Source organism: Pseudonocardia sp. ICBG601 (assembly GCF_020496245.1).
Genome location: NZ_JAHLJA010000095.1, coordinates 1 through 25,100, shown reverse-complemented (window position 1 = coordinate 25,100; position 25,100 = coordinate 1). Strand labels below are relative to the sequence as shown.

Genomic DNA, 25,100 nt, shown 5'->3' with positions numbered 1-25,100 from the left:
GGCGTGAGAGACGCCGTCGCCGACCTGCGCCGGATCGCGTTCCTGCTCGAACGCGCGCAGGAGTCGACCTACCGGGTCCGCGCGTTCCGCACCGCGGCCGCCGCCCTGCGCGGCCGCAGCGCCGAGGAGCTGGCCCGGCTGCACGCCGCGGGCGGCCTGACCGACCTCAAGGGCGTCGGCGAGGTGACCGCGCGCTGCGTGGGGGAGTCGGTCGCCGGGGAGGAGCCGGTCTACCTGCGACGGCTGGAGGACGCCGTCGCCCGCGCCGACGCCACCGGGATCCCCCTGGCGGAGGCGGCGCTGCGGCTGCGGGAGTCCCTGCGCGGGGACTGCCACAGCCACACCGACGCCTCCGACGGCGGCTCCCCGCTCGCCGAGATGGCCGAGACCGCGATCGGGCTGGGCCACGACTACCTCGTGATCACCGACCACTCGCCGCGCCTGACCGTCGCCAACGGGCTGTCGGCGGACCGGCTGCGCCGCCAGGTCGAGCAGATCGCGGAGCTCGACGAGCGGATCGCCGCGTCCGGGTCGGACTTCCGGGTGCTCACCGGCATCGAGGTGGACATCCTCGACGACGGCGCCCTCGACCAGTCCGAGGACCTGCTCGCCTCGCTCGACGTGGTGGTGGCCAGCGTGCACTCGAAGCTGCGGATGCCCCGCGACGAGATGACCGAGCGGATGCTCACCGCCGTCGCGAACCCGCACGTCGACGTGCTCGGGCACTGCACCGGGCGGATGGTCACCGGCCGCCGGAAGCGCCCGGAGTCGGAGTTCGACGCGCCCGCGGTGTTCGCCGCCTGCGCCGCGAACGGGGTCGCGGTCGAGATCAACTCCCGGCCGGAACGCCTGGACCCGCCGAAGCGGCTGCTGCGCCTGGCCGTCGAGGCGGGGTGCGAGTTCACGATCGACACCGACGCGCACGCCCCCGGGCAGCTCGACTGGCTCGACCACGGCTGCGCCCGCGCCGTCGCCTGCGGGGTGGACCCGGAGCGGATCCGCAACACCCGCGACCGGGCCGGCCTGCTGCGCCGCTGAGCCCGTCCCCTCAGCGCAGCTCGAAGTCGGCGACGTCGAAGCCGGGGGAGACGACGCAGCTGACCAGGACCGGCCCCGGCCCGACCGGCTCCGCCCGCTGCCACACCCCGGCCGGGACCTCCTGCTGCGGGCTTCCCGGCCCGAGCCGCAACCGGGCCGCGGGGACGGGGTCCGGCCCGTCGCCACCGAGGACCAGGTCGGCCTCCGGGCCCGAGTGCCGGCACCACAGCTCGGTGGACCGGACGCGGTGCCAGCGGCCGGGGGCGTCGAACAGGTAGAGGATCGCCGTCGCCGAGGGACGCGGACCGTACGGGGTCCCGACGGCGACCGGCGAGGTCCAGGTCCGCCGGTACCAGCCGCCCTCCGGGTGCGGGGCGAGGTCCAGCGCGACGGCGAGGTCGGGACGTGTCGCGCCGCCACTGTGGCAGGCGGACGCACGGGTGCCACACCCGCCGTCGCACACCGGCCGGTCACCCGACGTCACCGGTGCTCGCAGGAGGATCACCGTCCGTACGCGGGCGACCGCATCCCACCCGTGCGCGCGCTCCTCGGACGGGTGGTTCGACTGGTGCTCCTCACCCACCGCACGTGAGATGGGGCTGCAGGTGACCGAGTGACAGGAGTGATCCACGGTGCGGACCAGGACCAGGACGACGGTGGCGATGCTGGCCGCGACGCTCGCGCTCTCGGTGGTCACCACGGCCGGGGCGTCGACGGCGTCGGCGGCACCCGCCGCTCCGGCGAGCGCCGTGACCCGGACCGTCGCCGACCCCGCGGCACCCCCGGCGTCGTCGCACTGCACCGAGACCGCGGCGCAGAAGCTCGGCTGGGGCGCCCCCACCCGCGAGTCCGACTTCGACGGGACCACGGTCCCGCCGGACTGGCATCCCTACGGTCCCGAGCCCGGCCACAACAAGAAGGGCACCCGCACCCCGGAGGCGGTCACCGTCGCCGACGGGGCGATGAGCATCTCCGCCGACGCGGACGGCAACACCGGCGCCGTCAGCTGGCACCCCGGCCAGCGCTACGGCCGGTGGGAGGCCTGCGTGAAGTCGGACGAGGGACAGGGCGGGATCAACGCGCTGCTGCTGCTCTGGCCGGTCGCCGAGGACTTCCCGGTGGGCGGCGAGATCGACTGGATGGAGATCATGGACGACTCCCGCCAGAAGACCAGCTTCTTCCTGCACTACGGACCCGACAACGACCAGGACTACGGGTCGGTGGAGCACGACTCGACGCAGTGGTCGGCCTACGCGCTGGAGTGGACCCCGGAGAAGATCACCGGGTACGTGAACGGGAAGGAGTGGTACTCCAACACCGACACCGACCAGTTCCCGCCCCGCCCGATGAACATGACCATGCAGCTCGACTACTTCGGCAACGCCGGCGGCCCGACCGCCATGCACATGGACTGGGCCCGGCAGTGGGCGCTGCCGCAGAGCAGCGCGGCCACGCTGAGTCTGCCGCCCGGCTCGGCCGCGACCGGGCAGCCCCGCGACTTCCCGGGCCGGAGGCCGCGCGAGCTGTCCGGGCCCGAACAGCAGGCGCAGACCGCGATGCTCGCCCGCGAGCAGCGCTGAGGCCGGACCGCCGCGTCAGATAGCGGCGTCGAGTTCCGCCCGGGTGGGCGGGTTCGCGCCGTGCCGCGAACAGGTGATCGCCGACGCCGCGACGGCCTCGGTCAGCACGGCCTCCAGCGTCGGCCGGTCGATGCGGTAGAGGTCGTCGCGGGCGGTCGCGCCGAGCAGCCCGCGTCGGTGCAGTCCGGCGAGCAGCGCGGCGGAGAAGCTGTCCCCGGCCCCCACCGTGTCGACGACCTCGACGGTGCGGCCGGGCAGCACCAGGTGCAGCCCCGACGACGTCCCGGCCAGCACCCCGTCCGCCCCGAGGGTGACCACGACGACCGCCGGGCCCAGCTCGAGCCACTCGCCGACGACGTCGCCGGGCTTGCGGCCCGGGTGCAGCCAGGCCAGGTCCTCCTCGCTGACCTTCACCACGTCGGCCACGCCCAGCAGCTCGTGCACGCCGGGCAGGACCTCCTCCGGTGAGCCCATCAGCATCGGCCGGAAGTTCGGGTCGTAGCTGACCGTCGCGGTGTCCACGGCGGAGGCGAGCAGCTCGCGCAGCGCGTCGTGGCCGGGCGCGGTGGTCAGCGCCAGCGATCCCGAGTGGACGGCGACGACGGGGCCGGTCGGGCCGTCGTCGAGGGCACCGGCGAGCTCGTCGTCGGTCCACTGCCAGTCCGCGGTGCCCGCGATCCGGAAGTCGTAGGACGCCTGCCCGTCGGCGGCCAGCTCCACGATCGCCAGCGACGATGGCTCGGCCGCCTCGACCGAGTGCGACAGGTCGACCCCGTTGTCGGCGAGGTGGGCGCGCAGCTTGCGCCCCAGCAGGTCGTCGGCGAGGCGGGCCAGCATCCGGGCCGGCACGTCGAGGCGGGACAGTCCGACCGCGACGTTCGCCGGGCTGCCACCGGGCGCGAACTGCCAGTACTGCTCGGCGGGTGTGCGGTCCGCCTGCGTCGGCGCGGGGACGATGTCGACGAGTGCTTCTCCGGCGACGGCGATCACTCCGCGTCGCGGGCGTCCGGCGGCTGTGTCGGGCATGGCGGCACTGTAGTGGTCCGATCGGGGGTCCCGGTGGGGTCCGTGACGGGTCACGCCCGCGTCACGGTGCGTCGACACTCTCGTGGTAGGCATAACGGATGCCCCGGAAGATCCCGGTCGTGGTGCTGGCCGGATTCCTCGGAGCCGGCAAGACGACGCTGCTGAACCACCTCCTCGCCGCGGGCGGGGACGCGCGGATCGGCGTGGTCGTCAACGACTTCGGGTCGGTCGGCATCGATGCGATGCGTGTGGCCGGACAGGCCGGCGACGTCGTCGGGCTCGGCAACGGCTGCCTGTGCTGCGAGGTCGGCGAGGGTGGCGTCTCCTCGGTGCTGGAGACGCTGACCCGTCGCCGCGACGAGATCGACGTCGTCGTCATCGAGGCCAGCGGCATCGCCGAGCCCGGGACCCTGGTCCAGCTCGTGCTCGACGCACTCGGCCAGCACCTGAGCTTCGGCGGGCTCGTCGTGGTCGTCGCCGCCGCGGAGTTCGAGACCTCGCGGCGCCGTCACCCCCAGCTCGACAAGCACGTCGCGATGGCCGACCTCGTCGTCCTGAACAAGATCGACAGGGTGGGGCCTGGGCCGCTCTGGCGGGTCCGCAGGCTGTGCCGCGAGGCGAACCCGCGGGCGCCGATCGTCCCGGTCCGCGACGGCGCGGTGGACCCGGCGCTGCTGTTCGACATCGAGATCGTGCCGGGACGGCAGCTGATGCTCGGCGAGCGCGTCGACGAGCCGCACGCCCAGCACCTGCACGCCGGCTACCAGAGCCTGACGTTCCTCAGCGACGAACCGCTCGCCGCCGCCCGCCTGCAGGACCTGCTCGACGCCCGGCCGTCCGGGCTGTACCGGATCAAGGGCTCGGTGCGCTTCGCCGCCGCCCCGGCCCGGGAACGCTGGGACCTCCACACCGTCGGCCGGTACGTGCGGTTCCACCGGACCCGGTGGGACGTCGACGAGCCCCGGCGCACCACCCTGGTCCTGATCGGCACCGGTCTCGACTCCGACGCGCTGCAGCGGTCGCTGCGGGCCTGCGTCGCGACCGACGCCGACCGTCGCGACGCCGACGCCCTGCTCCCGGTCGCCCGCTACGCGGTCTGACGGTCCCGGGGGAGTGCTCAGACCGAAGTGAGGTCCGGGCCCGTCGCCGGCTCGGCCAGCTGGGTCAGTGCCTCGGCGGCCCAGGCCTCCCCACCGGCGACGGCGGTCCACAGCAGGACACCGAGGCTGCGGGACGGGTCGATCCGGCCCGCCTGCCACGACGGCGTCGCCGCGAGCCGCTCGGCCCGCGCGCAGAGCTGCCAGGAGGCGGCGTCGGACTCGGTGATGTCGCGGGCGAAGCGGGTGTGCCCGGTGCGGGCACGGTAGGCCCGGACCGGGTCGGTGACCGCGTGGATGATCGACAGCACCCCGATCACCAGCCCGAGCGCGAGGGGCAGGCAGACGAGGAACGCGAGCGCCGACCGGGACCAGCTGTTCTCGCCCACGGTGAGGGCCACCACGACGGCCGCGACGACGGCGGTGCCGGTCAGCGCGCCGGCCGGGAGCCGGGTGTAGACGAGGTCGCCCGCGTCGTCGACGACGTAGTCGGTGCCGGCGATCAGGGCCGGGTCGTACACGCGGTACCCGGTACGTGTGCGGACGAGGGTGGGCAGGCGGTCGGCGGGAGCGCCGGCGACGAAGTCGTTCATGGTCGTGCTCGATCTGTGAGAATGCTGCTGCTCGCGGCCCACCTGATGGCCGTCTCGCCCGGTCAGTCGCCCACGATGCCGGTCCGTGTTACGGATTCACAACGTTCCTCGGCGCGTTCCGTCTGTGACGTTCGCCTCCACCACTTGCGAGCAACCTGCGAGGCTCACTCGGGTGGCCAGGCGTCGCCCCACGCCGTGTCACGGGCGTGCCGGAACAGCTCCCGACGACTGCGCGGGACGGGGGTGTCCCGCAGCGTCCCGTCCGCCTCGCAGACACGCAGCGTCACCAGACCCTTGCGGGTCTGCGGGTGCCGGACAACGCGGCCCGGGGCCCGGCCGACGCTCCCGTCGTCGTCGTCACGCACGCCGACGACGTAGGAGAACTTCTCGTCCTCGTGCCCCAGCGAGCCGGCCTTCAGCGCCCGGTGCCGCGAGCTGCGTCCGACGCGGACGGCGAAGTGGCACCAGTCGTCGCCGGTCACCGGGCAGGCCCCGTCGTGCGGGCAGGGCGCGGCGACGGTGAGGCCCGCGGCGAGCAGGCGGGCGCGGGCGTCGAGGATGCGCGCGTGCCCGGCCGGCGTCCCCGGTTCGACGAGCACGACGACCCGCGCGGCCCGGGCGGCGGCGTCGACGACGGCCTCGCGCACCGGTACCGGCAGCTCACCGAGCAGGTAGCAGGCGGTCAGCAGGTCGGTCTCGGGCAGCACCGGGGCGGTGCCGAGCACCGCGGCCTCCCAGCGGGCCGCCCGCAGCAGCGCCGACGGCGCACCGGAGGAGAGCCTGCGGCCCAGCGCCCGGGCCGGCGTGGCGGCCTCCAGCACCGTGGCCCGCTCCAGCGACGGCCACACCTGTGCCGCCGCCCACACCGCGGCGCCGGTCCCGCCGCCGAGGTCGAGCAGCGACACCGGCTCGGGCACCCGCGCGGCCGCCCGCTCCAGCACGTCGAGGACCGCCGCGTGCGTGGCGGGCATCCGGTACGCGGCGTAGGCGGCTGCGTCGTCGTCGGTGCGCAGGATCGGCGCGGTGGGCACCGTGCCGCTGCGGTAGTCGCGGATCAGCCGCTCGACCACCGGCGCGAGCCGGGCGGCGGGGACGCGGTCGAGTGCGTCGTCGAGGGCGGCGGCCAGCGCGCCGGACAGGTCGTGGGACAGCGCGGAGGACGGCTCGGGGACCACCTGCCCATTCCACCAGCCCCGGGCTCAGCTCCGGGCGCCGACCAGCAGCGGGTCGGCCAGCGCGTCGAGCAGCGGGGCCTGCAGCCGGGCCCACGGCGACAGCCCGGAGTCCGGGTCGTCGGCGGCGGCGCGGAAGCGCGACCAGCTCCACCAGGCCAGGTCCTCGACCTCGTCGGGGCGCGGCTCGGGCTCACCGGTGATCCGGGCGACGAACACCGGGCAGAGCTCGTTCTCCTCGATCCCGTCCTGCGACGCGCGGTAGCTGAAGTCCGGCAGCACCATCCGCAACTCGGTCGCGCGGACGCCCAGCTCGTCGGCCAGCCTGCGGTGCACCGCGTCGGCCATGTCCTCACCGGGTGCGGGATGGCCGCAGCAGGTGTTGGTCCAGACCAGGGGAAGGCGGTCTTGGTGCGGGCGCGCCGGGTCACCAGCAGCCGGCCGGCGTCGTCGACGCCGTAGCAGGAGAACGCCAGGTGCCGCGGGGTGCTTGCACCGTGCACGGTGGCCTTGTCCGCGACGCCGACCGGGTTGCCGTCGTCGTCCAGCAGCACAACCTGTTCCATGCCGTCCTGTCTACCGGAGCCCGGCCGCGGCGGCTCCTGGGACGGGACCGGCTCACACGCCCGAGCGGGCGGCTGCCCGGCGCCGGACCACGGCGCCGAGCGCGGGCGGCCGGCAGGTGCGCGGCGCCGACCGCGAGCGCGGCGGGGGACACCGTGCCCCGCGCCAGCCCCAGCCCCACCGCGCAGTCGAACACCCGCTGGTGCCGTGCGGCGGCGCCGATCGCGGCGTCGAGGAACGCGGGGCGGGCCGCCAGCCGGGCGAGCGCACCGACGTGGCGGTGGTGCCGGGCGAAGGTCTGCTCCATGGCGGCGCGGTGGGCGGCGCCCGCGTCGTCACCGCGCAGCGCGCTGCGCCCGGCGAGGATCCCGGAGGCGACGGCGTCGAAGATCCCCTCGCCGGTCAGCGGGTTCACCTTCGCCGCGGCGTCACCGGCCAGCAGCACCCGTCCGTCGGGCTGGAACCGGGGCGCGGTCGACAGTGGGAGGTGGTGCGCGCGCAGCGTGGCCGGGTCGGGTTCCTGGCCGGGCAGCAGAGCGGCCAGCCGCTCCAGCAGCGACGCCCGGTTCCCGGCGCCGCGCTCGTCGAACACGCCGTAGCCGACGTTGGCGCCGCCGCTCGCGATCGGGAACGACCAGGCGTAGGCCGGGACGGCGCCGCCGGCGTACTCGATCGACAGCGTCCCCGGCTCGGCGGCCACCGGGGCGTACCCGCGGATCGCCACCGCCGTCGACCACGGCGGCACGGGCCGGCGCGCCGAGTGCGCGGCGGACCACCGAGTTCGCCCCGTCGGCGCCGATCACGACCCGGGCGGCGACGTCGTCGACCAGCACCCGGTCCCCGCGGGGGACGACGGTGCGGACCCGGTGGCGGCGCAGCTGCGCCCCGGCGGCGACGGCCGCGTCGACCAGCGCCGCGTCCAGCTCCCGGCGCGGGACCACCCGGTTCGGCCGGCGCGCGGTGCGGTGCACGACCCGGCCCGCCGGGGTGCGCAGGCGCAGTCGCGGCGCCGCGACGCCGAGCGTGCGGACCCCGGTGGCGCCCAGCTCGTCGAGCAGGTCGAACACCTCGGCCGCGACGCCGTCTCCGCAGGTCTTGTCGCGGGGGAAGGCCGCCGCGTCGAGCAGGAGCACCGACGCCGACGGCCGCAGCCGCAACACGTTGAGCGCCGCGGCGCAGCCGGCGGGACCCGCCCCGACCACGACGACGTCGTAGGTGGACATGGCGCCATTGTCCCCCCGGCGCCGGGCGGAAACGGTTCGCCATCGCCCGCCCGGCCGTGGTCCACTCCCACACCGCCACCCCGTCGCCCGGCCGCGACGGGTGCCGGCGCCGTGCCGTCGGCGCCGTGGGTGGCGCGTCCGTCCCGTCCACGAGGAGCACGTTGTGACCACCGAGCCGGCCCCCGACCGCGACACCGAGCGGCTGCCCGCCGGAGCCCTGCTGATCATCGGGCTGCTCGTCGGCTCGGCGTTCGTGATGATCCTGAACGAGACGATCATGAGCGTGGCGCTGCCCGCCCTGATCGCCGACCTGCGCGTCACCCCGGCGACCGCGCAGTGGCTGACCAGCGGGTTCCTGCTGACGATGGCGGTGGTCATCCCGATCACGGGGTACCTGCTGGGGCGGTTCCCGCCGCGGTCGGTCTACCTCGCCTCGATGGGTCTGTTCAGCGTCGGGACCCTGCTGTGCGCGGTCGCGCCCGCGTTCGGGTTCCTGCTGGCCGGGCGGGTCGTGCAGGCCACCGGCACCGCGGTGATGGTCCCGCTGCTCATGACGACGATCCTGCGCCTGGTCCCGGCGAGCCGCCGCGGGCAGACGATGGGCACGATCTCGATCGTCATCGCGGTGGCGCCCGCGGTCGGCCCGACGTTGTCCGGGGTGATCCTCTCCGCGCTGGGCTGGCGCTGGATGTTCTGGATCGTGCTGCCGATCGCACTGGTCGCACTGGTCGCGGGTGCGCTGCGGCTGCGGGTCGAGGCGGAGACGACGCGGGCCCCGCTCGACGTCGCCTCGGTCCTGATCTCGGCCGTCGCGTTCGCCGGGATCGTCTACGGGCTGTCCGCGATCGGCGAGTCCGCCGCCGGGGGCGCGCACACCGCGGTGCCGCCGTGGGTGCCGCTGGTGCTCGGCGCGGTGACGCTCGCGGTGTTCGTGCACCGCCAGGTCCGGCTGCAGCGCGGCACCGGTACGGCCCCGCTGCTGGACCTGCGCCCGTTCGCGGTCCGCCGGTACACGTTGTCGCTGGTGCTCGTCGCGACCGGGTTCATGTCGCTGTTCGGCGCGATCATCCTGCTGCCGCTCTACATCCAGGACGTGCTGGGTGACAGCGCGTTCGTCGCGGGCCTGGTGGTGCTGCCGGGCGGGCTGGTGATGGGGCTGCTGGGTCCGTTCGTCGGCCGCGCCTACGACCGGTTCGGCGCCCGTCCGCTGGTGCTGCCCGGCGCTGTGCTGCTCGCGGTCGTGATGTGGGGGTTCACCACCCTCGCCGCGACGACGCCGCTCTGGCTGGTCGTGGTGCTGCACGTGGGCCTGTCCGCGGCGCTGGCGCTGATGTTCACGCCGCTGATGACCGACTCGCTGGGATCGCTGCCGGGCGAGCTGTACTCGCACGGCAGCGCCATCCTCACCACGCTCCAGCAGGTCGCGGGCGCGGCGGGGACGGCGCTGTTCATCACCGTGATGACGCTGGCCTCGGCCGGCGCCGGTGTCGACGCGGCCGGGGTGCACGCGGCGTTCCTGGTCGCGGCGGTCGTGTCCCTGGTGACGGTGGTCGTCGCGGTCGTCGCGTCCCGGCTGCCCGCCCCGGCGTCGGACCCGCAGGACGCCCGGGTCTGAGACGGCCGGGCCGCCGCGCCGCTGAACACCCGGGCCGTGACCGCGGGCGGACACCGGCGCGGGCCGGCGGTCAGCGGGTGGCGGCGCCCTCGGTGGTCCCCGCGGCTGCGGGGACGTCCGGGCCCGTCAGACCGTCGCGGGCGGTCTCGCGCAGCGCGAGCACCGACCCGACCGAGACCAGCGCGAGCAGCCCGATCACCGCCGACAGCACCCCGGTGCCGAAGCCGGCGGCCTGCAGCGACGCGAACAGCACCGGCGACAGCCCCGCGCCCATCCCGGAGATCTGGTAGCCCAGCGAGGCCCCCGTGTAGCGCGAGCCGGTGGAGAACATCTCCGAGTACAGGGCCGCGGACGGCCCGAACCAGGCCGCGTGCGTCACGCCCTGTCCGACCACCACGGCCAGGGTGAGCAGCACCGCCGAGCCGGTGTCGATCATGGGGAAGATCGCGACGCACCACAGCCCGGTCGCGACCGCCCCACCCAGGACGACCGGTCGGCGTCCGACCCGGTCCGACAGTGCGGAGAACCCGATGATGCCGACGATCGCGACCACCGAGGACAGGGTGAGCGCGTTGAGCACGGTCTGACGCTCGAACCCGGCGCGCACGGCGTAGGAGATGAGGAAGGTGGTCAGCGTCCCCTGCGCGACGAAGGCTCCGAACCCCACGCCGACGGCGAGCAGCAGGTTGCGCGGGCGGGACAGCACCTCCAGCAGCGGCGCCCGGCGCGGCGCCGTCGGCCGGGCGGCGGCGGACGCGGCGAACACCGGGGTCTCGGTGACCGACAGCCGCACGAACAGCCCGATGCCCAGCAGCACCACGCTCAGCAGGAACGGGATCCGCCAGCCCCAGGTGAGGAACGCGTCCCCGGTCAGCGACGCCGACAGCGCCAGCACCAGCGTCGAGAGCACCATGCCGCTCGGCGCACCGGCGTTGGTGAAGCTGGCCCACAGCCCCCGTCGCGACGACGCGTGCTCGGCCGACATCAGGACCGCGCCGCCCCACTCCCCGCCGACCGCGACGCCCTGCACGACCCGCAGCACGATCAGCAGCACCGGGGCCAGCGCGCCGACCTGCGCGTACGTGGGCAGCACCCCGATCAGGGTGCTCGCCACACCCATCAGCACCATGCTGATGACCAGCATCTTCTTGCGCCCGACGCGGTCGCCGAAGTGGCCGAACACGATCCCGCCCAGCGGGCGGGCCAGGTAGCCGGTGGCGAGCGTCCCGAACGCGGCGACGGTGCCGACGAGCGGGTCGAGGTCGGAGAAGAAGACCCGGTTGAACACCACGGCCGAGGCCGTCGCGTACAGCAGGAAGTCGTAGTACTCGATCAGGCTGCCGAGGTAGCTCGACAGGACCGCGCGTCGGCGCTGGGTCGGGGAGAACCGGGGGTGCGTCATCGCAGCTCCCTGCCTTCGGTGAGATGGAAAGCAGCTTTATAGCAAGTAGCTTGTCATTCACGCCAGGGTCGTTAGGATCGCGCACGTGACGGATGCGGTGCCGGTACCGACGGGGACGCGCGGACAGCGACTGACCTACCTGGTCAAACGCCTGGAGATGGCCGAGCGGGCGCGGATGGAGGAGGCGCTGCGCCCGCTGCGGGTCACGCTGGCCCAGTACACGGCGCTCAGCGTGCTGGAGCGTCGCGGCGGGCTCTCCTCGGCCCAGCTCGCCCGGCGGCACTTCGTGACCCCGCAGGCGATGCAGCAGCTCGTGGCCGCGATGGAGCGCGACGGGCTCGTCGAGCGCCGCGCGGCGCCGGACAATCGCCGGGTCCTGCAGGTCTGGCTCACCGCCCACGGGGACGAGGTGCTGGCCGACTGCCACTCCGCGGCCGGGGTCGTCGAGCGCCGGATGCTCGGCGCGCTGGAGCCCGACCAGGCCGAGGTGTTCGCCGACGCCCTCGAACGGTGCCTGGCCGCCCTGGTCGGTCGCGACCCGATCCCGCCGGACGGCGACGCTTGACCTCATGGCAAGGACCTTGCTATCAACTTGATTGATATCAAGGAGCGAGGGAGCCCCATGAGCCCGATCACCGGTCCCGGCCTCGGGCTGGGCACCTGGCCCGCCCGCCGGGCGCGGATCAGCCCGCACGCCCCGGCCCTGTCCGACGGGCACCGGGCGGTCGACCACGCCGAGCTGGCCGAGCGCGCCGCCCGGATCGCGGGCGGCCTGGCGGAGCGGGGGGTCGGCCGGGGGGACCGAGTCGCCTGGCTCGGGGTGAACGCCGTCGCCACCCTGGAGACCTGCTTCGCCGCCTGGCGGCTCGGCGCGGTCGCGGTCCCGCTGAACTTCCGCCTGGCCCCCGCCGAGATCGGCTACATGCTCGACGACTGCGGCGCGACGCTGCTCGTGCACGGCCCCGACGCCGACGACCTCGTCGCCGCGACCGCCCCGCGGATCCCGGTCGTCCGCGGCGTCGAGGACCTGGCCCGCGGGCCCGCCCGCGACGACGCCGGTGCCGGTCTCGACGACCCGGCCGTGCTGCTCTACACCTCCGGCACCACCGGCCGTCCGAAGGCGGCCGTGCTGACCCACGGGAACCTGACCTGGAACACGGTCAACCAGCTCGCCCACGTCGACGTCTGCTCCGACGAGCGCACGCTGTGCATCTCGCCGCTGTTCCACTGCGTCGGGCTCTCCCAGGTCACGCTGCCCACGCTGTTCAAGGGCGGCAGCGTCGAGCTCGTCGCCCGGTTCGACCCGGTGGCGGTCCTCGACCGGATCGCCGACGCCCGGATCACCAGCTTCGCCGCCGTCCCGACGATGCTGCAGATGCTGTGCGAGTCCCCGGCGTGGGAGCGGACCGACCTGTCGTCGCTGCGCACGGTGGTCTACGGCGGCTCCCCGGTGCAGGAGCGGGTCGCGCGGGCCTGGCTGGAGCGCGGCGTCGCGCTGCAGCAGGGCTACGGGATGACCGAGGCCTCGCCCGGGGTGCACATGGCGACCCGCGAGGGGACGGCCGCGCACCCACCGACCTCGGTCGGGGTGCCGCACTTCTTCACCGACGTCGCCGTCGAGCGCGACGGCGAGCTCGTCCCCCTCGACGAGGAGCCCGGCGAGCTGCTGGTCCGCGGGCCGCACGTCAGCCCGGGCTACTGGAACCGTCCGGCCGAGACCGCGGCGTCGCGGCGGGGGGAGTGGTTCCGCACCGGTGACGTGCTCCGGGCCGGCGACGAGGGCTGGGCGTTCGCCGTCGACCGGGTCAAGGACATGATCATCTCCGGCGGCGAGAACGTGTACCCGGCCGAGGTCGAGGCCGTCGCCGTCACCCACCCCGACATCGCCGACTGCGCCGTCGTCGGGGTCCCCGACCAGCGCTGGGGCGAGGTCGGCGCGGCCTGGGTGCAGCTGCGCCCCGGCGCCGACCTCGACGCCGACGCCGTGCGCGCACTGCTCGCCGGTCGGCTGGCCCGGTACAAGGTCCCGAAGTACGTGCGGTTCGTCGAGGAGCTGCCCCGCAACGCGTCCGGCAAGGTCCGGCGCGTCGACCTGCGTGCGGCCGCGGCCGCCGGGGAAGAGGTGTCGTGATGGGACTCCCGGAGTCGCTGACGGTGGAGCGGCACGACGAGGTCGCCGTGCTGCGCCTGTCCCGGCCGCGCAAGCGCAACGCCCTCGACGACGCGACCGTGCTCGGCATCGAGGACTTCTTCGCCCGCCCGCCCGAGGGGGTGCGCGCCGTCGTCCTCGACGCCGAGGGGGACCACTTCTGCGCCGGGCTGGACCTGTCCGAGCTCGGCGACCGCGACGTCGTCGCGGCGATGGAGCACTCCCGGATGTGGCACCGCGCGTTCGCCCGGCTCGCCGAGGGACGGCTGCCGGTGGTCTCGGTGCTCAAGGGCGCCGTCGTCGGCGGCGGGCTGGAGCTGGCCTCGGCCACCCACCTGCGGGTCGCCGAGGACTCCACGTTCTACGCACTGCCCGAGGGCCAGCACGGGCTGTTCGTCGGCGGCGGCGGCTCGGTGCGGGTGCCGCGGCTCATCGGTGTGCACGGATGACCGACATGATGTTGACCGGCCGCGTCCTCGACGCCGACGAGGGGGGCACGCGCTGGGTCTGTCGCACTACCGCGCCGGGCCGGGGGAGGGGCTGGCGCGCGCCTGCGAGCTGGCCCGCACCGTGGCCGGGAACTCGGCGATCACCAACGTCGCGGTGCTCCAGGCGCTGCCGCGGATCGCCGAGGCGTCCCCGGACCACGGCTTCATGATGGAGTCGCTGGTCGCTGCGGTCGCCTCGTCGAGTGCCGAGGCCCAGGAGCGGATGCGGGCCTTCCTCGACGGCCGCGTGGTGGGAAGGTGCGCCGGTGAGCGAGCTGTTGCGCCCCGTCGCCGACGACGTCCGGGAGACCACGCAGATCGGCCGCTTCGTCACCGCCGTCGAGCGCGAGCACGGCCTGGCCCTGCCCGACTACGCCGCGCTGCACCGCTGGTCGGTGGCCGAGCCCGAGGCGTTCTGGTCGGCGGTCGCGACCCACCTCGGGGTGCGGTTCGACACCCCGCCCAGGGCGGTGCTCGGGCGCCGGGAGATGCCGGGTGCCGAGTGGTTCCCCGGCGCGACCCTGAACTACGCCGCGCACGCCCTGGACGGGCCCGACGACCGCACTGCCGTCGTCGCGTACTCCCAGACCCGCGACCGGGTCGAGCTGACCTGGGCGGAGCTGCGCGAGCAGGTCGCCCGCGCCCGCGCCGGGCTGCGCAGGCTCGGTGTCGGCCCGCGGCGACCGGGTCGCCGCCTACCTGCGAACCTGCCCGAGACGGTCGTCGCGTTCCTCGCGACGGCCTCGCTCGGCGCGGTCTGGACCAGCTGCGCACCCGAGTTCGGCGCGCGCAGCGTCCTCGACCGGTTCGGCCAGGTCGATCCGGTCGTGCTGCTCACCGTCGGCGGCTACGGCTGGGCCGGACGCGACGTCGACCGCCGCGACGAGGTCGCCGCCCTGCGCGCAGGGCTGCCCGGGGTGCGCCACGTCGTCGCCGTGCCGTACGGGCCGCACACCGTGCCGACGCCATGACCTGGGACGCACTGCTGGCCGCCGACCCGGAGCAGGGCGCGGACCCGGTCCCGTTCGACCACCCGCTGTGCGTGCTGTTCTCCTCCGGCACCACCGGGCTGCCCAAGGCGATCGTGCACGGCCACGGCGGCATCCTCCTGGAGCACCTCAAGAACCACGCCCTGAGCTGGGGACCTCGGTCCCGGCGACCGGATCCTCTGGTACTCCACGACCGCCTGGATGATGTGGAACGCGCTGGTCTCCGGGCTGCTGCGGCAGGCTCGATCGTGCTGATCGACGGCAACCCGCCCACCCCGACCTCGGCTGGCAGTGGCGCCTGGCCGCCGAGACCGGCGCGACGCTGCTGGGGCGCGAGCCCCGGGTCCTCATGGCCTCGCGCGCCGCGGGGCTGCGCCCGGCCGTCGAGCACGACCTGTCCGCGGTCCGTCAGATCGGCGCCGCCGGGAGCCCGCTGCCGCCGGAGGGCTACCGCTGGGTGACCGAGCAGTTCGGGCCGGACGTGCTGCTCAACGTGGGCAGCGGCGGGACCGACGTCTGCTCCGGCATCGTGCAGGGGAGTCCGTTCCAGCCGGTGCGCTCCGGCGAGATCTCCGGGCCCTGCCTCGGGGTCGACGCCGCCGCGTTCGACGACGCGGGCCACCCGGCGTCGGCGAGCTCGGCGAGCTGGTCATCCGGGCCCCCATGCCGTCGATGCCCGGTCGGCTTCTGGGGCGACGACGGCAGCCGCTACCGCGACACCTACTTCGCCACCTGGCCCGGGTGTGGCGGCACGGCGACTGGGTCCGCTTCTCCGCCGACGGCTCCGCGGTCGTCGCCGGCCGCTCCGACGCCACCCTCAACCGGGGCGGCGTCCGGTTGGGGACTGCCGAGTTCTACCGCGTCGTGGAGGAGCTGCCCGAGGTCGAGGACTCGCTCGTCGTGCACCTGGAGGACCCGCCGGCGGCAACGGCGAGCTGCTGCTGTTCGTGCAGCCCCGCCGCCGGCACCCCCCTCGACGACGCCCTGGCCGCCCGCATCCGCACCGCGCTGCGGCGCGAGCTCACCCCGCGCCACGTCCCGGGACCGGGTCGAGGCGGTGCCGGTCGTGCCGCGCAACCGCACCGGCAAGAAGCTGGAGGTCCCCGTGAAGCGGATCCTGCTCGGCGCGGCCGTCGACGACGTCGCCTCCCGCGACGTGCTCGCCGACCCACCGCGCGCTCGACGCGGTTCGTCCGCCTCGTCTCCGGGACGCCGGCGTGAGCGCGCCCGGGAACCCCGCCGGGACCGACACCGCACCGGCACCGGCGAGGGCACGGCGGCGGCTGCCGGGATCGGCACGTCGCCGTCGTCGGGACGGGGGTGATCGGCGTCGGCTGGACGGCGCTGTTCCTGTCCCGCGGCCTGCACGTGCGTGCGCCCTTCGATCCCGCCCCGGGTGCCGAGGACCGGGCTGGCGCGCCGACCTCGTGAGCCGCGCTCGGCCCGTTCCCCGGCCACGACGGCCCCGCTCCGGTCGGCAACCTGACGTTCGCAGCGCCGGTGCCGCCGGTGCCCGCCGCCGGGCCGGCCGGGTTCGTGCAGGAGAACGGCCCCGAACGCGAGGACCTCAAGCACACCCTGTTCGGCGAGCTCGACGAGGGCCGCCGCACCCGGCGTCGTCCTCGCCTCCAGCTCCTCGGGCCTGCTGCCGCCGACGATCGCCCGCGCGCGGCCCGGCACCCCGAGCGGTGCTCGTCGGGCACCCGTTCCACCCGCCCCAGGTCATCCCGCTGGTCGAGGTCCGTCCCGGGCGAACGGACCGCGGAGGCCGCCGTGGACACCCGCGACGGCCTTCTACACCGCGCTCGGCAAGCGACCGGTCCGGCTGCGGGCCGAGGTGCCGGGCCACCTGGCCAACCGGCTGCAGGCCGCGCTGTGGCAGGAGGCGTACTCGCTGGTCGAGCGGGGTGTCGCGACCGTCGCCGACGTCGACGCCGCCATCTCCCACGGACCCGGCCTGCGCTGGGCGGTGCTCGGCCCGTTCGCCAACCAGCACCTGTCCGGCGGCCCCGGCGGGCTCGCGCACATCTGGAGCACCTCGGTCCGCCCACCGAGCGGTGGTGGCGCGACCTCGGACAGGTCACGCTCACCCCCGAGCTGGCCACGACCCTGGTCGACGGCGTCCACGCCGAGCTGGGCGACCTCGACGGCCCCGCGGCTCGCCGCCCGCCGCGACGCCCGTCCTCGCCGCGCTGCTCGAGGGCCAAGTCCCGTACCGAGCTCCCCTGACGGAGGTTCCCCGCATGCCCATCGACCCCGCCGGCGTCGTCGCGATCGACGTGCACGTCCACGTCGAGCAGGACGGCCACGGCTGTCTGGCTCTCGACCAGGAGCTGCTCGACGCGTCGGGCCGCGTACTTCAAGGCCGACCAGGACCGCACCCCGACGATCGACGCGATCGCCGAGCACTACCGGGCACGCCGGATCGCCGCGGTGGTGTTCACCGTCGACGCGCCGTCGGGCACCGGGCACCCGCCGCTGTCCAGCGAGGAGATCGCCGACGCGGCCGCCGCGCACGCCGACGTCCTGATCCCGTTCGGCTCGGTGGACCCGCACACCGGCAAGGCCGCCGTCGCCCGCGCCCGCCGCCTGGTCACCGAGCACGGGGTCCGCGGCTTCAAGTTCCACCCAGCCTGCAGGCGTTCGAGCCGAACGACATGCGCTTCTACCCGCTCTACGACGCCATCGCCGAGCTCGGCGTGCCCGCGCTGTTCCACACCGGACAGACCGGGATCGGCGCCGGGCTGCCGGGCGGGCGCGGGATCAAGCTGCGCTACTCGAACCCGATGCTGCTCGACGACGTCGCCGCCGACCACCCCGACCTCACCGTGGTGCTCGCCCACCCGTCGGTGCCCTGGCAGGACGAGGCGATCTCGATCGCCACCCACAAGTCCAACGTGTACATCGACCTGTCGGGATGGTCGCCGAAGTACTTCCCGCCGCAGCTGGTGCGCGCGGCGAACACGATGCTGCGCCGCAAGGTGCTGTTCGGCTCGGACTACCCGGTCATCACCCCGGACCGGTGGCTCGCGGACTTCGAGAACCTCGAGATGAAGCCCGAGGTCCGGCCGATGATCCTCAAGGACACGCCGTGCGGGTGCTCGGCCTGGGGTGATCGGCCCCGGTGAGGGGTCCGGGTGCCGTATCCGGCACCGGACCCCTCACCCGTCGCGACCACCGCCCGGACCGCGGCAGGACGCCGGATCCGGCTCGCCACGGTCCCCACCGGACGACCAGGTGTCCGGACTTCTTCCCGGAAAGATCATCAGCGGCGACGTCGTCGCAGGTCAGCAGCGTGGAGCGATCCGGTTCCCGACGTCGTTGACACGATCGGGTGATCTGTTCTGCCGCGTTCCGATGCTCTGGAGTGGGTCGTCCCGGTCCGTCCGGAGTAGTCCAGGTCACCCTCCGCGCCCGTTTCGGGGCGCTGCGGGCCCGATCTCACGATGTGGACCGGTCCGATGTGTGGTACTCCGAACGGGTCTGTTTACTGGTCCGCATGCACCTCGTCTCCCGGTTCGCGGTTCGGCGTCACGTCGACCTGCGCCGCCAGGCGAGCGCGCTCTGTTCCGGCGCCTGACCGCGCCCGGCTCCCGGGGCGCGCCCGCGCTCCGCCGCTCGCCGTCCCCGCCACGGGGACCGCGGCCGCGGTAGCCACGGGACCGCCCCAGTACCCCGATTTCCCGGTCGACCACCGCGCCCCCGCGCGGACCCTCCCGCCCCGCCTCCCGGCGGCCCGGGAGGTCGGAGTCCGACGCCCACCGCACGTCCGCGCCTGCCCGCGCCCCGCGACACCGTCCACACCGGACGGTGCCGCGGTCCGCCGCTCGACGGACGTTCACATCGGCCCGAACCGCTCCCCGTCACGAAAGAAGGAGACACGTCGTGCCTCAGCACCGCGCACGGTCCGCCTCCCGGATCCGGCTGATCGCCGGTGGCGCCGCACTCGCCGGCACCGCCCTGATCGGCTCTCTCGGCGCGGCCCAGGCGGCCACCCCGGACCTGGTCCCCGACCTCGGTCCGATCCTCAGCGCCCCCGACGACGACCAGCCCGACCCGGCGCCGACGGCGCCCCCGGTCGAGTCGTCCTACGAGGCGTTCGACTCCGACCAGCCGATCCAGCAACTGCGCGACTTCGCCCCCGCGGGCGTCCCCGTCGCCGGGCTGGTCGACGTCGTGTCGAAGGCGCCGAAGCAGATCACCCCGACGTTCCTGAGCGGCGGGGCCGGCGAATGAGCCTGCTCCCGCAGTCCCGCTGGGCGCGGCGGGGGCTGATCGCCCTCGCGAGCGCCGCCGTCGTCGCCGGGGTCGTCGCGATCCCCGCGTCGGCCCAGGGAACGATCGACAAGGTCAAGTCCGAGGTCACCGGCGCCGACGGCAAGAACTACTGGTCGAGAACAACCTCACGCCGGAGGCCGTCAGCAGTCCGCCGACGGGCCCAAGAAGGAGTACGCCCTGGTGTCTGGGCCGGCGACGAGAACATCGCCGACACCGCGGTGGCGGACGTGCGCAAACCTCAACCTGCCCGGGTCGCTGCTCGACCGGTCGACAAGGTCCGCGACGCCCTGCCGGGTCCGGACTTCCTGGCCGTCGTCGACGTCACCAAGGGCACCCCGGACTACGGCAAGGTCGTCAACACCGCGACCGTCGGCCCGCTCGTGGAGAACGAGCCGCACCACATGCAGTACTCGTGGCGCAAGGGCGACAAGATCTACGCGGGCGGCCTGTTCACCGCGGCGACCTACGTCTTCGACGTCGCCGCGCTGCCGGAGGTCAAGCTCTCGGGCATCTCGCTGCCGTCGCAGACGCTGTGCGGGTCGGTCCCGGACGCCTACTGGGTCCTCAAGGACGGCACCGCGTACGGCACCTACATGGGCGGCCCCGTCGCCCCGGGTCCGTGCCGCTACACCAACGGCGAGGTCCGCACCGGCAACGGCTTCGCGGGCGCCCCGGGCTCGGTCATCAGGTTCGACCAGGAGGGCCGCAACCTCGTCGAGGCCCCGGCCGCGACGGAGACGCCCGAGGACCCGACCAGTGCCTCAACATGCCGGCCCTGGGCAACCCCACCTGTGCGCGAACCCGCACGGGATCCAGGTCCGCGAGGACCTGAACACCATGATCACCAGTGACTACGCCGAGCCGCGGACGATCATCCTCGACCCGGTGAAGAACCCGTCGCCGTACCTGCGGCGGCCCACGGTGCGCACCTGGGACATCTCCGACCTGAACAAGCCGAAGGTCAAGTCGGTGCAGTACCTGCCGACCGGCCCGCGGAGCAACGGCGTCGACCCGCTGCGCAACGAGAACCGCGCCGTCATGGAGACCACGGTCACCAACCGGCCGGAGCACAAGGGCGCCTTCGCCCAGACGATGCAGGGCGGCGCGATCTTCTACACGCCCGACATCACCGCCGACAACCCGGAGTGGAAGGAGGTCTTCGACCTGGGGACCGCCGCGCCGCACCTGGGCGTCGGGGGCGAGAACGGTGGCCCGAGCGCGAACGGTGGCTGGATCCAGACCAGCGCCGACGACAAGACGCTCTACCACGCCACGATCGGCGCAAGGCCGGCACGCTGGGCCCGGACGACAAGGGCACCGCGGGCGGCGTCATCGCGCTCGACATCGAGAAGCTGCTGGCCTCGGGACCGAACCCGAGCTGCTCGATCGACACGATCTCCGAGACCACAGCCGGTGGCGCCGAGGCCGACTGCCCGCCATCAAGGGCACCGTCGGCATCAACTCCGACCAGACCGGCGCCGGCCCGCACTGGGGCGCGCTGGACAACCTGGAGCTCGGTGACGACGGCTACTACCACCACACCGACCAGCCCAAGCGCCTCGCGACCGCGAACTACTTCGTGGCCCGCACCGGGCTGGACGGCGACCACCGCCTCTGCATGACCGACATCGCCCCGGACGGCTCGCTGTCCCTGGACGAGTCGTTCAAGGACGAGGACACCGGTGAGACCTGCGTCAACTTCAACCGCGAGAACTGGCCGCACGGTGCGTTCGGCAATGAGCCTTTTTCAACCTGACGTTTGTGCTGTCAGGTAGCTGTGATCATGAGGGTCTGGACCGCGGCGACGAGCTGGGTGGCCTGGTTGGGGCTGGAGCGGATCTTGCGGAGGATCTTCCAGTTCTTCAGCTCGGCGTTGACCCGTTCACCGGGTGCCCGTCGTCGGCGGGCGGGGCTGGGCGGCGTTGACCGCTTTCTGATTCGCTGACAGGGGCCGTACCGGCCGGTGTCGAGGTCGCGGCGGCGGCGTCGGTGGGGGACGGTGATCGCGGGCCCGCCGCCTTGGTAGGCGGTGTCAGCGATCGCCCGCACCCCGGCGGTGTTGACCGCGTCGATGATCCCGTGGGCGCGGGCGGCACCCATGTCGTGCCGGGCTCCGGGTAGCGGTGGGGAGATCCACACCAGCCTGCCGACGGGGTCGGCGATGACCTGCACGTTCAGGCCGTGGCACTTGTGTTTGCCGGAGTAGAACGCCCGGTCGTAGCCGGATGTCATGCCGACCCGGTCGATACGCAGCAGCGTGCCGTCCAGGATCACGAACGCCTTCCCAGCGGCGACGGTGATGGCCTGTTCCAGGGTCGGGGCGAGCGCGGCGAGCAGACCGATCGCCTCGGTCAGGTACCGGTACACCGTCGCGGTGCTCACCGCGAACCCGCAGGCCAGGGCAGCGTAGGTCTCGCCCTTACGCAGGTAGGCGAGCACCAGCAAGGCCTGCCGACCGGCTGAGAGCGTGTTTGGAAATTCTAGTGGGTTGAGGGTGTCGTGTGTTTCTGCTGCGGGTGGCGGGGTATCCACGGGCGATGCGGCGGGTGATGGTGTTGATCGCGGCCCAGCGGATCATGGCTTCGGATGTGGTGGGGTGGCGTTCGTAGTCTCGGGCCAGGCGTCGGTGTGCGGTGAGCCAGGCCAGGGTCCGTTCGACCACCCACCTTCGTGGGAGGACGGTGAATCCGCGCTGCTCGGGTGGCTTGCGGATGATCTCGATCGTTGTCTGCAGGATCGTGGCGGCCCAGTCGAGCAGTCGCCCGGCGAAGCCGGCGTCGGCGTAGACGAACCGCACCCTGGTGCGCAGGTAGAGGTTGAGCAGGATCGGCTTGGCGCCGTCGCGGTCCTGTACCGAGCCGAGCACACCATCGTGGTCAGCAGCAGACCGAGGGTGTCGGTCACGATGAACCGTTTCCGTCCGCCTGTCTTCTTCCCGGCGTCGTAGCCGCGGGAGTCCTGGCCGACGGTGTCGGCGCCCTTGACCGACTGGGAATCGATGATCCCCGCACTCGGCTCCGGATCACGGCCCTCGGCGATACGTAACTGCCCCCGCACGACCGGGAGGATCTTCTCGGTGACCTTCTGCTGTTCCCACTGGTTGAAGTACCAGTAGACGGTCTGCCAGGGCGGGAAGTCCACCGGCAACGCCCGCCAGGCACACCCGGTCCGCACGACATACAAGATCGCGTCCAGCACGTCCCGACGAGCATGAGCAACAGGCCGCCCCGCCCGCGCGAGCGGCGGTAACAACGGCTCGATCACCACCCACTGGGCATCACTGGTGTCCGAGGGGTACCGGCGCGGTCGTTCCTGCATGCCGACCACGATGGAGCACCCCAGCCGTGTCGACCATCCCGACACACCCACCATTTCCAAACACGCTCTGAGAGCCGGCGCCAGCGTGTTCCACGCTGACGCCGATGCCCCCGAGAAGATCAGCAAGATCACGGACGCTACGGCTGGACACGTTCATCCCGGATGGGTAGGACAGCACACGGGGCTCCTGGCAGACGACGGTTCGACACCCATCCGTCTACCAGGAGCCCCACCCCGGCCGGCCTTCACGCCCCTGACCAGCACAAACGTCAGGTTGAAAAAGGCTCACTTCCGGGAACTGATGGAGGGCGAGTTCGGGCCGGTGCGGGCGGCGTCGCTGTCCCGCGACCACGTCTTTCTCCGAGCTCGGCGGCCGGACCGTCGAGCAGGCGATCGAGGCCGGCGTCGACCTGCGCCGGATCTGGCGCGCGGTGTGCGCGGCCTACGAGGTCCCACCCGCACGGCGGTAGCGGTGTGCCGGGCGGTCGTGCTGACCGCTCGGCTCCCCGTGGCGCCCGGCCGTCGTGTCGCGGTGTCGGATCGAACGCGTGTTCGTCTACGGTTCCGGCAGGGCTTGCGGTACGGTCCTGCGGCGTGGTGTCGGACGAGTTGTCCACAGGCGCCGATCCGGGCCCGAAACTGTCGGGGGTACCCCATACCGTTGTGGTGTGCCTCCCCGAAAGACACCAGCAGGACCCGACCGTCGACCACCCAGCGAGGAGTCAAGAGATGTCCGCTCCGGACCGCGGCAAGGCGCTCGAACTCGCCCTCGCCCAGATCGAGAAGAACCACGGCAAGGGATCGGTGATGCGCCTGGGCGACCAGGCCCGCGTCCCGATCAGTGCCATCTCCACGGGCTCCATCGCGACTCGACGTCGCGCTCGGCGTCGGGGGCATCCCGCGCGGCCGGGTCGTCGAGATCTACGGCCCGGAGTCCAGCGGTAAGACCACGGTCGCGCTGCACTGCGTGGCGAGCGCGCAGGCCGCGGGCGGTGTCGCCGCGTTCATCGACGCCGAGCACGCGCTCGACCCGGAGTACGCCAAGGCGCTCGGTGTCGACACCGACGACCTGCTGGTCTCCCAGCCGGACACCGGTGAGCAGGCGCTGGAGATCGCGGACATGCTGATCCGCTCCGGCGCGCTCGACATCATCGTCATCGACTCGGTGGCCGCGCTCGTGCCGCGTGCCGAGATCGAGGGCGAGATGGGTGACAGCCATGTCGGCCTGCAGGCCCGGCTGATGAGCCAGGCGCTGCGGAAGATCACCGGTGCCCTCAGCAACTCCGGCACCACGGCGATCTTCATCAACCAGCTGCGCGAGAAGATCGGCGTGATGTTCGGGTCCCCGGAGACCACGACCGGGGGTAAGGCGCTGAAGTTCTACGCGTCGGTCCGCATGGACATCCGCCGCATCGAGACGCTGAAGGACGGCACCGACATGGTCGGCAGCCGGACCCGGGTCAAGGTCGTGAAGAACAAGGTGGCCCCGCCGTTCAAGCAGGCGGAGTTCGACGTGCTCTACGGCGTCGGCATCTCGAAGGAGGGTTCGCTGATCGACGTGGGCGTCGAGCAGGGGATCATCCGCAAGTCCGGCGCCTGGTACACCTACGAGGGCGACCAGATGGGGCAGGGCAAGGAGAACGCCCGCAAGTTCCTCAAGGAGAACCCGGACGTCGCCGCCGAGGTCGAGAAGCGCATCAAGGAGAAGCTGGGGATCGGCGCGGTCGTCGACGCCGAGGAGACCAGCCCGGTCGAGCCCCTCCCGGCCCCGGTCGACTTCTGAGCGTGAACGGCGACCACGACCGGTCCGGAGGCACGTCCGGACGGGACGGTGCGGAGCCGACCGGGCCCCGCACCGTCCCGCTCGACGATCTGTTCGGCGTGACCCGCCGGGCGCCGCCGCACCGGATCCGCACGCGATCCGGACCGTCGACCCGACCGGCGACGAGCCGGAGGATCCCGCCGCGGAGCCCCCGGCCGTCCCCGGGTGGGACGCGAGTCCGCACCAGGTCTCGTTCGCGACGCTCAGCGGCGCCGACGGGGCCACCACGGCGATCACCGACCCGCCCGCGACGGCCCGGCCGACGGATCCGGCGGCCGACGCTGCGACGGACGGGGCTGGCGAAGCCCGCCCCGGTCCGCAGGCTGACCTTCGACGACCCCGCCCCCGGCCCTGCTTCCGGCAGCGGCACGGACGGTGGTGGCGACGGATCCGGTGCGCCCGCGTGGTCTCGTTCGAGGAGCTGTCGGGACGAGGCACACACCGCGGCGGAGTCCGCCGCGACCGTGCGGCCCCCCGACGGCGCCCGACCACCGCAGCGGCTACGACCGGTGCGGGGTACCGCGGCGGCCACGCCCACTCCGGACACCGCGGCCGACCTGTCCCGGAGCGCCGGTCCTGCCGGGCCGGGCCCCGAAGCGACGGGCGCCGGGGAGACGGGCGCCACCTCCCGTGGCCGTCGTCGTGGTGAGGGTCGTGGCCGGGGGAGCCGCCGAGCGAGGAGCGCACCCCGCGCGTCGAGACACCGCAGGAGCAGGAGAGCCGCGCTCGCGACATCTGCCTGCGCC

24 protein-coding genes and 5 pseudogenes are annotated in these 25,100 nt (G+C 73.7%); 18 read left to right on the top strand and 11 right to left on the bottom strand.

All coding sequences use genetic code 11. From position 1 onward, the window contains the following. Nucleotides 1-3: 3 nt before the first annotated feature. Complete coding sequence (locus KPL57_RS25010; protein WP_075307742.1) at nucleotides 4-1,038, top strand: PHP domain-containing protein; 1,035 nt, start codon at nucleotides 4-6, stop codon at nucleotides 1,036-1,038. 10 nt (nucleotides 1,039-1,048) lie between these two features. On the opposite strand, the gene KPL57_RS25005 is transcribed toward KPL57_RS25010, so the two are convergent. Next, nucleotides 1,049-1,621, bottom strand: coding sequence for a cupin domain-containing protein (locus KPL57_RS25005; RefSeq protein WP_226353391.1), 573 nt, complete (start codon nucleotides 1,619-1,621; stop codon nucleotides 1,049-1,051). A 49-nt stretch (nucleotides 1,622-1,670) separates the two neighbouring features. Between KPL57_RS25005 and KPL57_RS25000 the strand changes: the two genes are divergently transcribed. Continuing rightward, a complete protein-coding gene (locus KPL57_RS25000) occupies nucleotides 1,671-2,618 on the top strand; it encodes a glycoside hydrolase family 16 protein (protein WP_226353390.1) in 948 nt (315 codons plus the stop codon). A gap of 15 nt (nucleotides 2,619-2,633) precedes the next feature. Here the strand turns inward: KPL57_RS25000 and KPL57_RS24995 are convergent, their stop codons facing one another. Further along, entirely contained in the window at nucleotides 2,634-3,644 is a 1,011-nt protein-coding gene (locus KPL57_RS24995) for a carbohydrate kinase (protein ID WP_226353389.1), read from the bottom strand. Nucleotides 3,645-3,742: 98 nt separating this feature from the next. Here KPL57_RS24995 and KPL57_RS24990 point away from each other — a divergent pair, with 98 nt between their 5' ends. Beyond that, a complete protein-coding gene (locus tag KPL57_RS24990) occupies nucleotides 3,743-4,744 on the top strand; it encodes a GTP-binding protein (RefSeq protein WP_226353388.1) in 1,002 nt (333 codons plus the stop codon). A 17-nt stretch (nucleotides 4,745-4,761) separates the two neighbouring features. Here KPL57_RS24990 and KPL57_RS24985 read toward each other — a convergent pair whose 3' ends face one another. The 4 genes from KPL57_RS24985 to KPL57_RS24970 all read right to left on the bottom strand — a co-directional run bounded on the left by KPL57_RS24985 (nucleotide 4,762) and on the right by KPL57_RS24970 (nucleotide 8,293). After that, nucleotides 4,762-5,334 carry a hypothetical protein gene (locus KPL57_RS24985; protein WP_020625846.1) on the bottom strand — a complete coding sequence of 191 codons (573 nt, stop codon included), beginning with the start codon at nucleotides 5,332-5,334 and terminating at the stop codon, nucleotides 4,762-4,764. 164 nt (nucleotides 5,335-5,498) lie between these two features. After that, the gene (locus tag KPL57_RS24980) at nucleotides 5,499-6,509 is read right to left on the bottom strand and encodes a small ribosomal subunit Rsm22 family protein (protein ID WP_226353387.1); all 1,011 of its coding nucleotides are present in this window, start codon (nucleotides 6,507-6,509) and stop codon (nucleotides 5,499-5,501) included. A gap of 24 nt (nucleotides 6,510-6,533) precedes the next feature. After that, a complete protein-coding gene (gene idi, locus KPL57_RS24975) occupies nucleotides 6,534-6,971 on the bottom strand; it encodes an isopentenyl-diphosphate Delta-isomerase (protein ID WP_226353403.1) in 438 nt (145 codons plus the stop codon). A gap of 527 nt (nucleotides 6,972-7,498) precedes the next feature. Beyond that, on the bottom strand, nucleotides 7,499-8,293 hold the full coding sequence (locus tag KPL57_RS24970; RefSeq protein WP_226353386.1) for an NAD(P)/FAD-dependent oxidoreductase: 795 nt from the start codon (nucleotides 8,291-8,293) through the stop codon (nucleotides 7,499-7,501). A gap of 163 nt (nucleotides 8,294-8,456) precedes the next feature. Here KPL57_RS24970 and KPL57_RS24965 point away from each other — a divergent pair, with 163 nt between their 5' ends. Further along, nucleotides 8,457-9,908, top strand: coding sequence for a DHA2 family efflux MFS transporter permease subunit (locus tag KPL57_RS24965; protein ID WP_226353385.1), 1,452 nt, complete (start codon nucleotides 8,457-8,459; stop codon nucleotides 9,906-9,908). 70 nt (nucleotides 9,909-9,978) lie between these two features. Here the strand turns inward: KPL57_RS24965 and KPL57_RS24960 are convergent, their stop codons facing one another. Further along, nucleotides 9,979-11,310, bottom strand: a complete 1,332-nt coding sequence (locus KPL57_RS24960) for an MFS transporter (RefSeq protein WP_226353384.1) — start codon at nucleotides 11,308-11,310, stop codon at nucleotides 9,979-9,981. Nucleotides 11,311-11,395: 85 nt separating this feature from the next. On the opposite strand from KPL57_RS24960, the gene KPL57_RS24955 reads away from it, so the two are divergent. The 3 genes from KPL57_RS24955 to KPL57_RS24945 are packed head-to-tail and all read left to right on the top strand — an operon-like array spanning nucleotide 11,396 to nucleotide 13,908. Further along, nucleotides 11,396-11,875 carry a MarR family winged helix-turn-helix transcriptional regulator gene (locus KPL57_RS24955; protein WP_226353383.1) on the top strand — a complete coding sequence of 160 codons (480 nt, stop codon included), beginning with the start codon at nucleotides 11,396-11,398 and terminating at the stop codon, nucleotides 11,873-11,875. Nucleotides 11,876-11,932: 57 nt separating this feature from the next. After that, the gene (locus tag KPL57_RS24950; RefSeq protein ID WP_226353382.1) at nucleotides 11,933-13,441 is read left to right on the top strand and encodes a long-chain fatty acid--CoA ligase; all 1,509 of its coding nucleotides are present in this window, start codon (nucleotides 11,933-11,935) and stop codon (nucleotides 13,439-13,441) included. Further along, nucleotides 13,441-13,908, top strand: coding sequence for an enoyl-CoA hydratase-related protein (locus tag KPL57_RS24945; protein ID WP_226353381.1), 468 nt, complete (start codon nucleotides 13,441-13,443; stop codon nucleotides 13,906-13,908). Before KPL57_RS24950 ends, KPL57_RS24945 begins: the two co-directional genes overlap by 1 nt. A 66-nt stretch (nucleotides 13,909-13,974) precedes the next feature. On the opposite strand, the gene KPL57_RS24940 is transcribed toward KPL57_RS24945, so the two are convergent. Beyond that, on the bottom strand, nucleotides 13,975-14,115 hold the full coding sequence (locus tag KPL57_RS24940; protein ID WP_226353380.1) for a hypothetical protein: 141 nt from the start codon (nucleotides 14,113-14,115) through the stop codon (nucleotides 13,975-13,977). A gap of 98 nt (nucleotides 14,116-14,213) precedes the next feature. Here KPL57_RS24940 and KPL57_RS70170 point away from each other — a divergent pair, with 98 nt between their 5' ends. The 9 genes and pseudogenes from KPL57_RS70170 to KPL57_RS72655 all read left to right on the top strand — a co-directional run bounded on the left by KPL57_RS70170 (nucleotide 14,214) and on the right by KPL57_RS72655 (nucleotide 20,970). Continuing rightward, the gene (locus tag KPL57_RS70170; RefSeq protein WP_308252993.1) at nucleotides 14,214-14,918 is read left to right on the top strand and encodes an acetyl-coenzyme A synthetase N-terminal domain-containing protein; all 705 of its coding nucleotides are present in this window, start codon (nucleotides 14,214-14,216) and stop codon (nucleotides 14,916-14,918) included. 367 nt (nucleotides 14,919-15,285) lie between these two features. After that, nucleotides 15,286-16,260 (top strand): hypothetical protein, encoded by a 975-nt coding sequence (locus KPL57_RS70165; RefSeq protein ID WP_308252992.1) that lies wholly within the window; start codon nucleotides 15,286-15,288, stop codon nucleotides 16,258-16,260. Next, nucleotides 16,257-16,367 (top strand): hypothetical protein, encoded by a 111-nt coding sequence (locus tag KPL57_RS72670; RefSeq protein WP_226353379.1) that lies wholly within the window; start codon nucleotides 16,257-16,259, stop codon nucleotides 16,365-16,367. Before KPL57_RS70165 ends, KPL57_RS72670 begins: the two co-directional genes overlap by 4 nt. 406 nt (nucleotides 16,368-16,773) lie before the next feature. Then, nucleotides 16,774-16,887, top strand: a pseudogene (locus KPL57_RS70160) (3-hydroxyacyl-CoA dehydrogenase family protein); the annotation flags it as partial. Between the two features lie 292 nt (nucleotides 16,888-17,179). Next, nucleotides 17,180-18,051 (top strand): annotated as a pseudogene (couO, locus tag KPL57_RS24920) (4-hydroxyphenyl-beta-ketoacyl-CoA hydrolase). A gap of 770 nt (nucleotides 18,052-18,821) precedes the next feature. After that, on the top strand, nucleotides 18,822-19,172 hold the full coding sequence (locus KPL57_RS24915) for a hypothetical protein (RefSeq protein ID WP_226353378.1): 351 nt from the start codon (nucleotides 18,822-18,824) through the stop codon (nucleotides 19,170-19,172). Then, on the top strand, nucleotides 19,169-20,065 hold the full coding sequence (locus KPL57_RS72665; protein WP_374203782.1) for a hypothetical protein: 897 nt from the start codon (nucleotides 19,169-19,171) through the stop codon (nucleotides 20,063-20,065). The genes KPL57_RS24915 and KPL57_RS72665 overlap by 4 nt, the downstream gene beginning before the upstream one ends. Beyond that, nucleotides 20,052-20,735, top strand: a complete 684-nt coding sequence (locus KPL57_RS72660; RefSeq protein ID WP_374203781.1) for a hypothetical protein — start codon at nucleotides 20,052-20,054, stop codon at nucleotides 20,733-20,735. Before KPL57_RS72665 ends, KPL57_RS72660 begins: the two co-directional genes overlap by 14 nt. A gap of 97 nt (nucleotides 20,736-20,832) precedes the next feature. Continuing rightward, complete coding sequence (locus KPL57_RS72655) at nucleotides 20,833-20,970, top strand: hypothetical protein (RefSeq protein WP_374203780.1); 138 nt, start codon at nucleotides 20,833-20,835, stop codon at nucleotides 20,968-20,970. Between the two features lie 11 nt (nucleotides 20,971-20,981). On the opposite strand, the gene KPL57_RS24905 is transcribed toward KPL57_RS72655, so the two are convergent. The 3 genes and pseudogenes from KPL57_RS24905 to KPL57_RS24900 form a co-directional block, all read right to left on the bottom strand. After that, nucleotides 20,982-21,488 (bottom strand): transposase family protein, encoded by a 507-nt coding sequence (locus tag KPL57_RS24905; protein ID WP_374203784.1) that lies wholly within the window; start codon nucleotides 21,486-21,488, stop codon nucleotides 20,982-20,984. A 54-nt stretch (nucleotides 21,489-21,542) separates the two neighbouring features. After that, nucleotides 21,543-21,671 (bottom strand): annotated as a pseudogene (locus KPL57_RS72650) (transposase family protein); the annotation flags it as partial. A gap of 27 nt (nucleotides 21,672-21,698) precedes the next feature. After that, nucleotides 21,699-22,586: pseudogene (locus tag KPL57_RS24900) on the bottom strand (IS5 family transposase); the annotation flags it as partial. Between the two features lie 338 nt (nucleotides 22,587-22,924). Between KPL57_RS24900 and KPL57_RS72645 the strand changes: the two are divergent. Both KPL57_RS72645 and recA read left to right on the top strand, forming a co-directional pair. Next, nucleotides 22,925-23,002: a DUF3046 domain-containing protein gene (locus KPL57_RS72645; protein WP_374203783.1), complete on the top strand. Its 78-nt coding sequence runs from the start codon at nucleotides 22,925-22,927 to the stop codon at nucleotides 23,000-23,002. A gap of 259 nt (nucleotides 23,003-23,261) precedes the next feature. Next, a pseudogene (gene recA, locus KPL57_RS24890) lies at nucleotides 23,262-24,315 on the top strand (recombinase RecA). Nucleotides 24,316-25,100 lie beyond the last annotated feature (785 nt).

Coding starts and splice junctions, on each gene's coding strand:
- KPL57_RS24995 (WP_226353389.1), bottom strand. CDS start 3,644: ATGCCCGACACAGCCGCCGGACGCCCGCGACGCGGAGTGATCGCCGTC.
- KPL57_RS24950 (WP_226353382.1), top strand. CDS start 11,933: ATGAGCCCGATCACCGGTCCCGGCCTCGGGCTGGGCACCTGGCCCGCC.
- KPL57_RS72665 (WP_374203782.1), top strand. CDS start 19,169: ATGAGCCTGCTCCCGCAGTCCCGCTGGGCGCGGCGGGGGCTGATCGCC.
- KPL57_RS24945 (WP_226353381.1), top strand. CDS start 13,441: ATGGGACTCCCGGAGTCGCTGACGGTGGAGCGGCACGACGAGGTCGCC.
- KPL57_RS70165 (WP_308252992.1), top strand. CDS start 15,286: ATGGCCTCGCGCGCCGCGGGGCTGCGCCCGGCCGTCGAGCACGACCTG.
- KPL57_RS24940 (WP_226353380.1), bottom strand. CDS start 14,115: ATGAAGCCGTGGTCCGGGGACGCCTCGGCGATCCGCGGCAGCGCCTGG.
- KPL57_RS24960 (WP_226353384.1), bottom strand. CDS start 11,310: ATGACGCACCCCCGGTTCTCCCCGACCCAGCGCCGACGCGCGGTCCTG.
- KPL57_RS72655 (WP_374203780.1), top strand. CDS start 20,833: ATGACCGACATCGCCCCGGACGGCTCGCTGTCCCTGGACGAGTCGTTC.
- KPL57_RS24985 (WP_020625846.1), bottom strand. CDS start 5,334: ATGAACGACTTCGTCGCCGGCGCTCCCGCCGACCGCCTGCCCACCCTC.
- KPL57_RS24970 (WP_226353386.1), bottom strand. CDS start 8,293: ATGTCCACCTACGACGTCGTCGTGGTCGGGGCGGGTCCCGCCGGCTGC.
- KPL57_RS72660 (WP_374203781.1), top strand. CDS start 20,052: ATGATCACCAGTGACTACGCCGAGCCGCGGACGATCATCCTCGACCCG.
- KPL57_RS24990 (WP_226353388.1), top strand. CDS start 3,743: ATGCCCCGGAAGATCCCGGTCGTGGTGCTGGCCGGATTCCTCGGAGCC.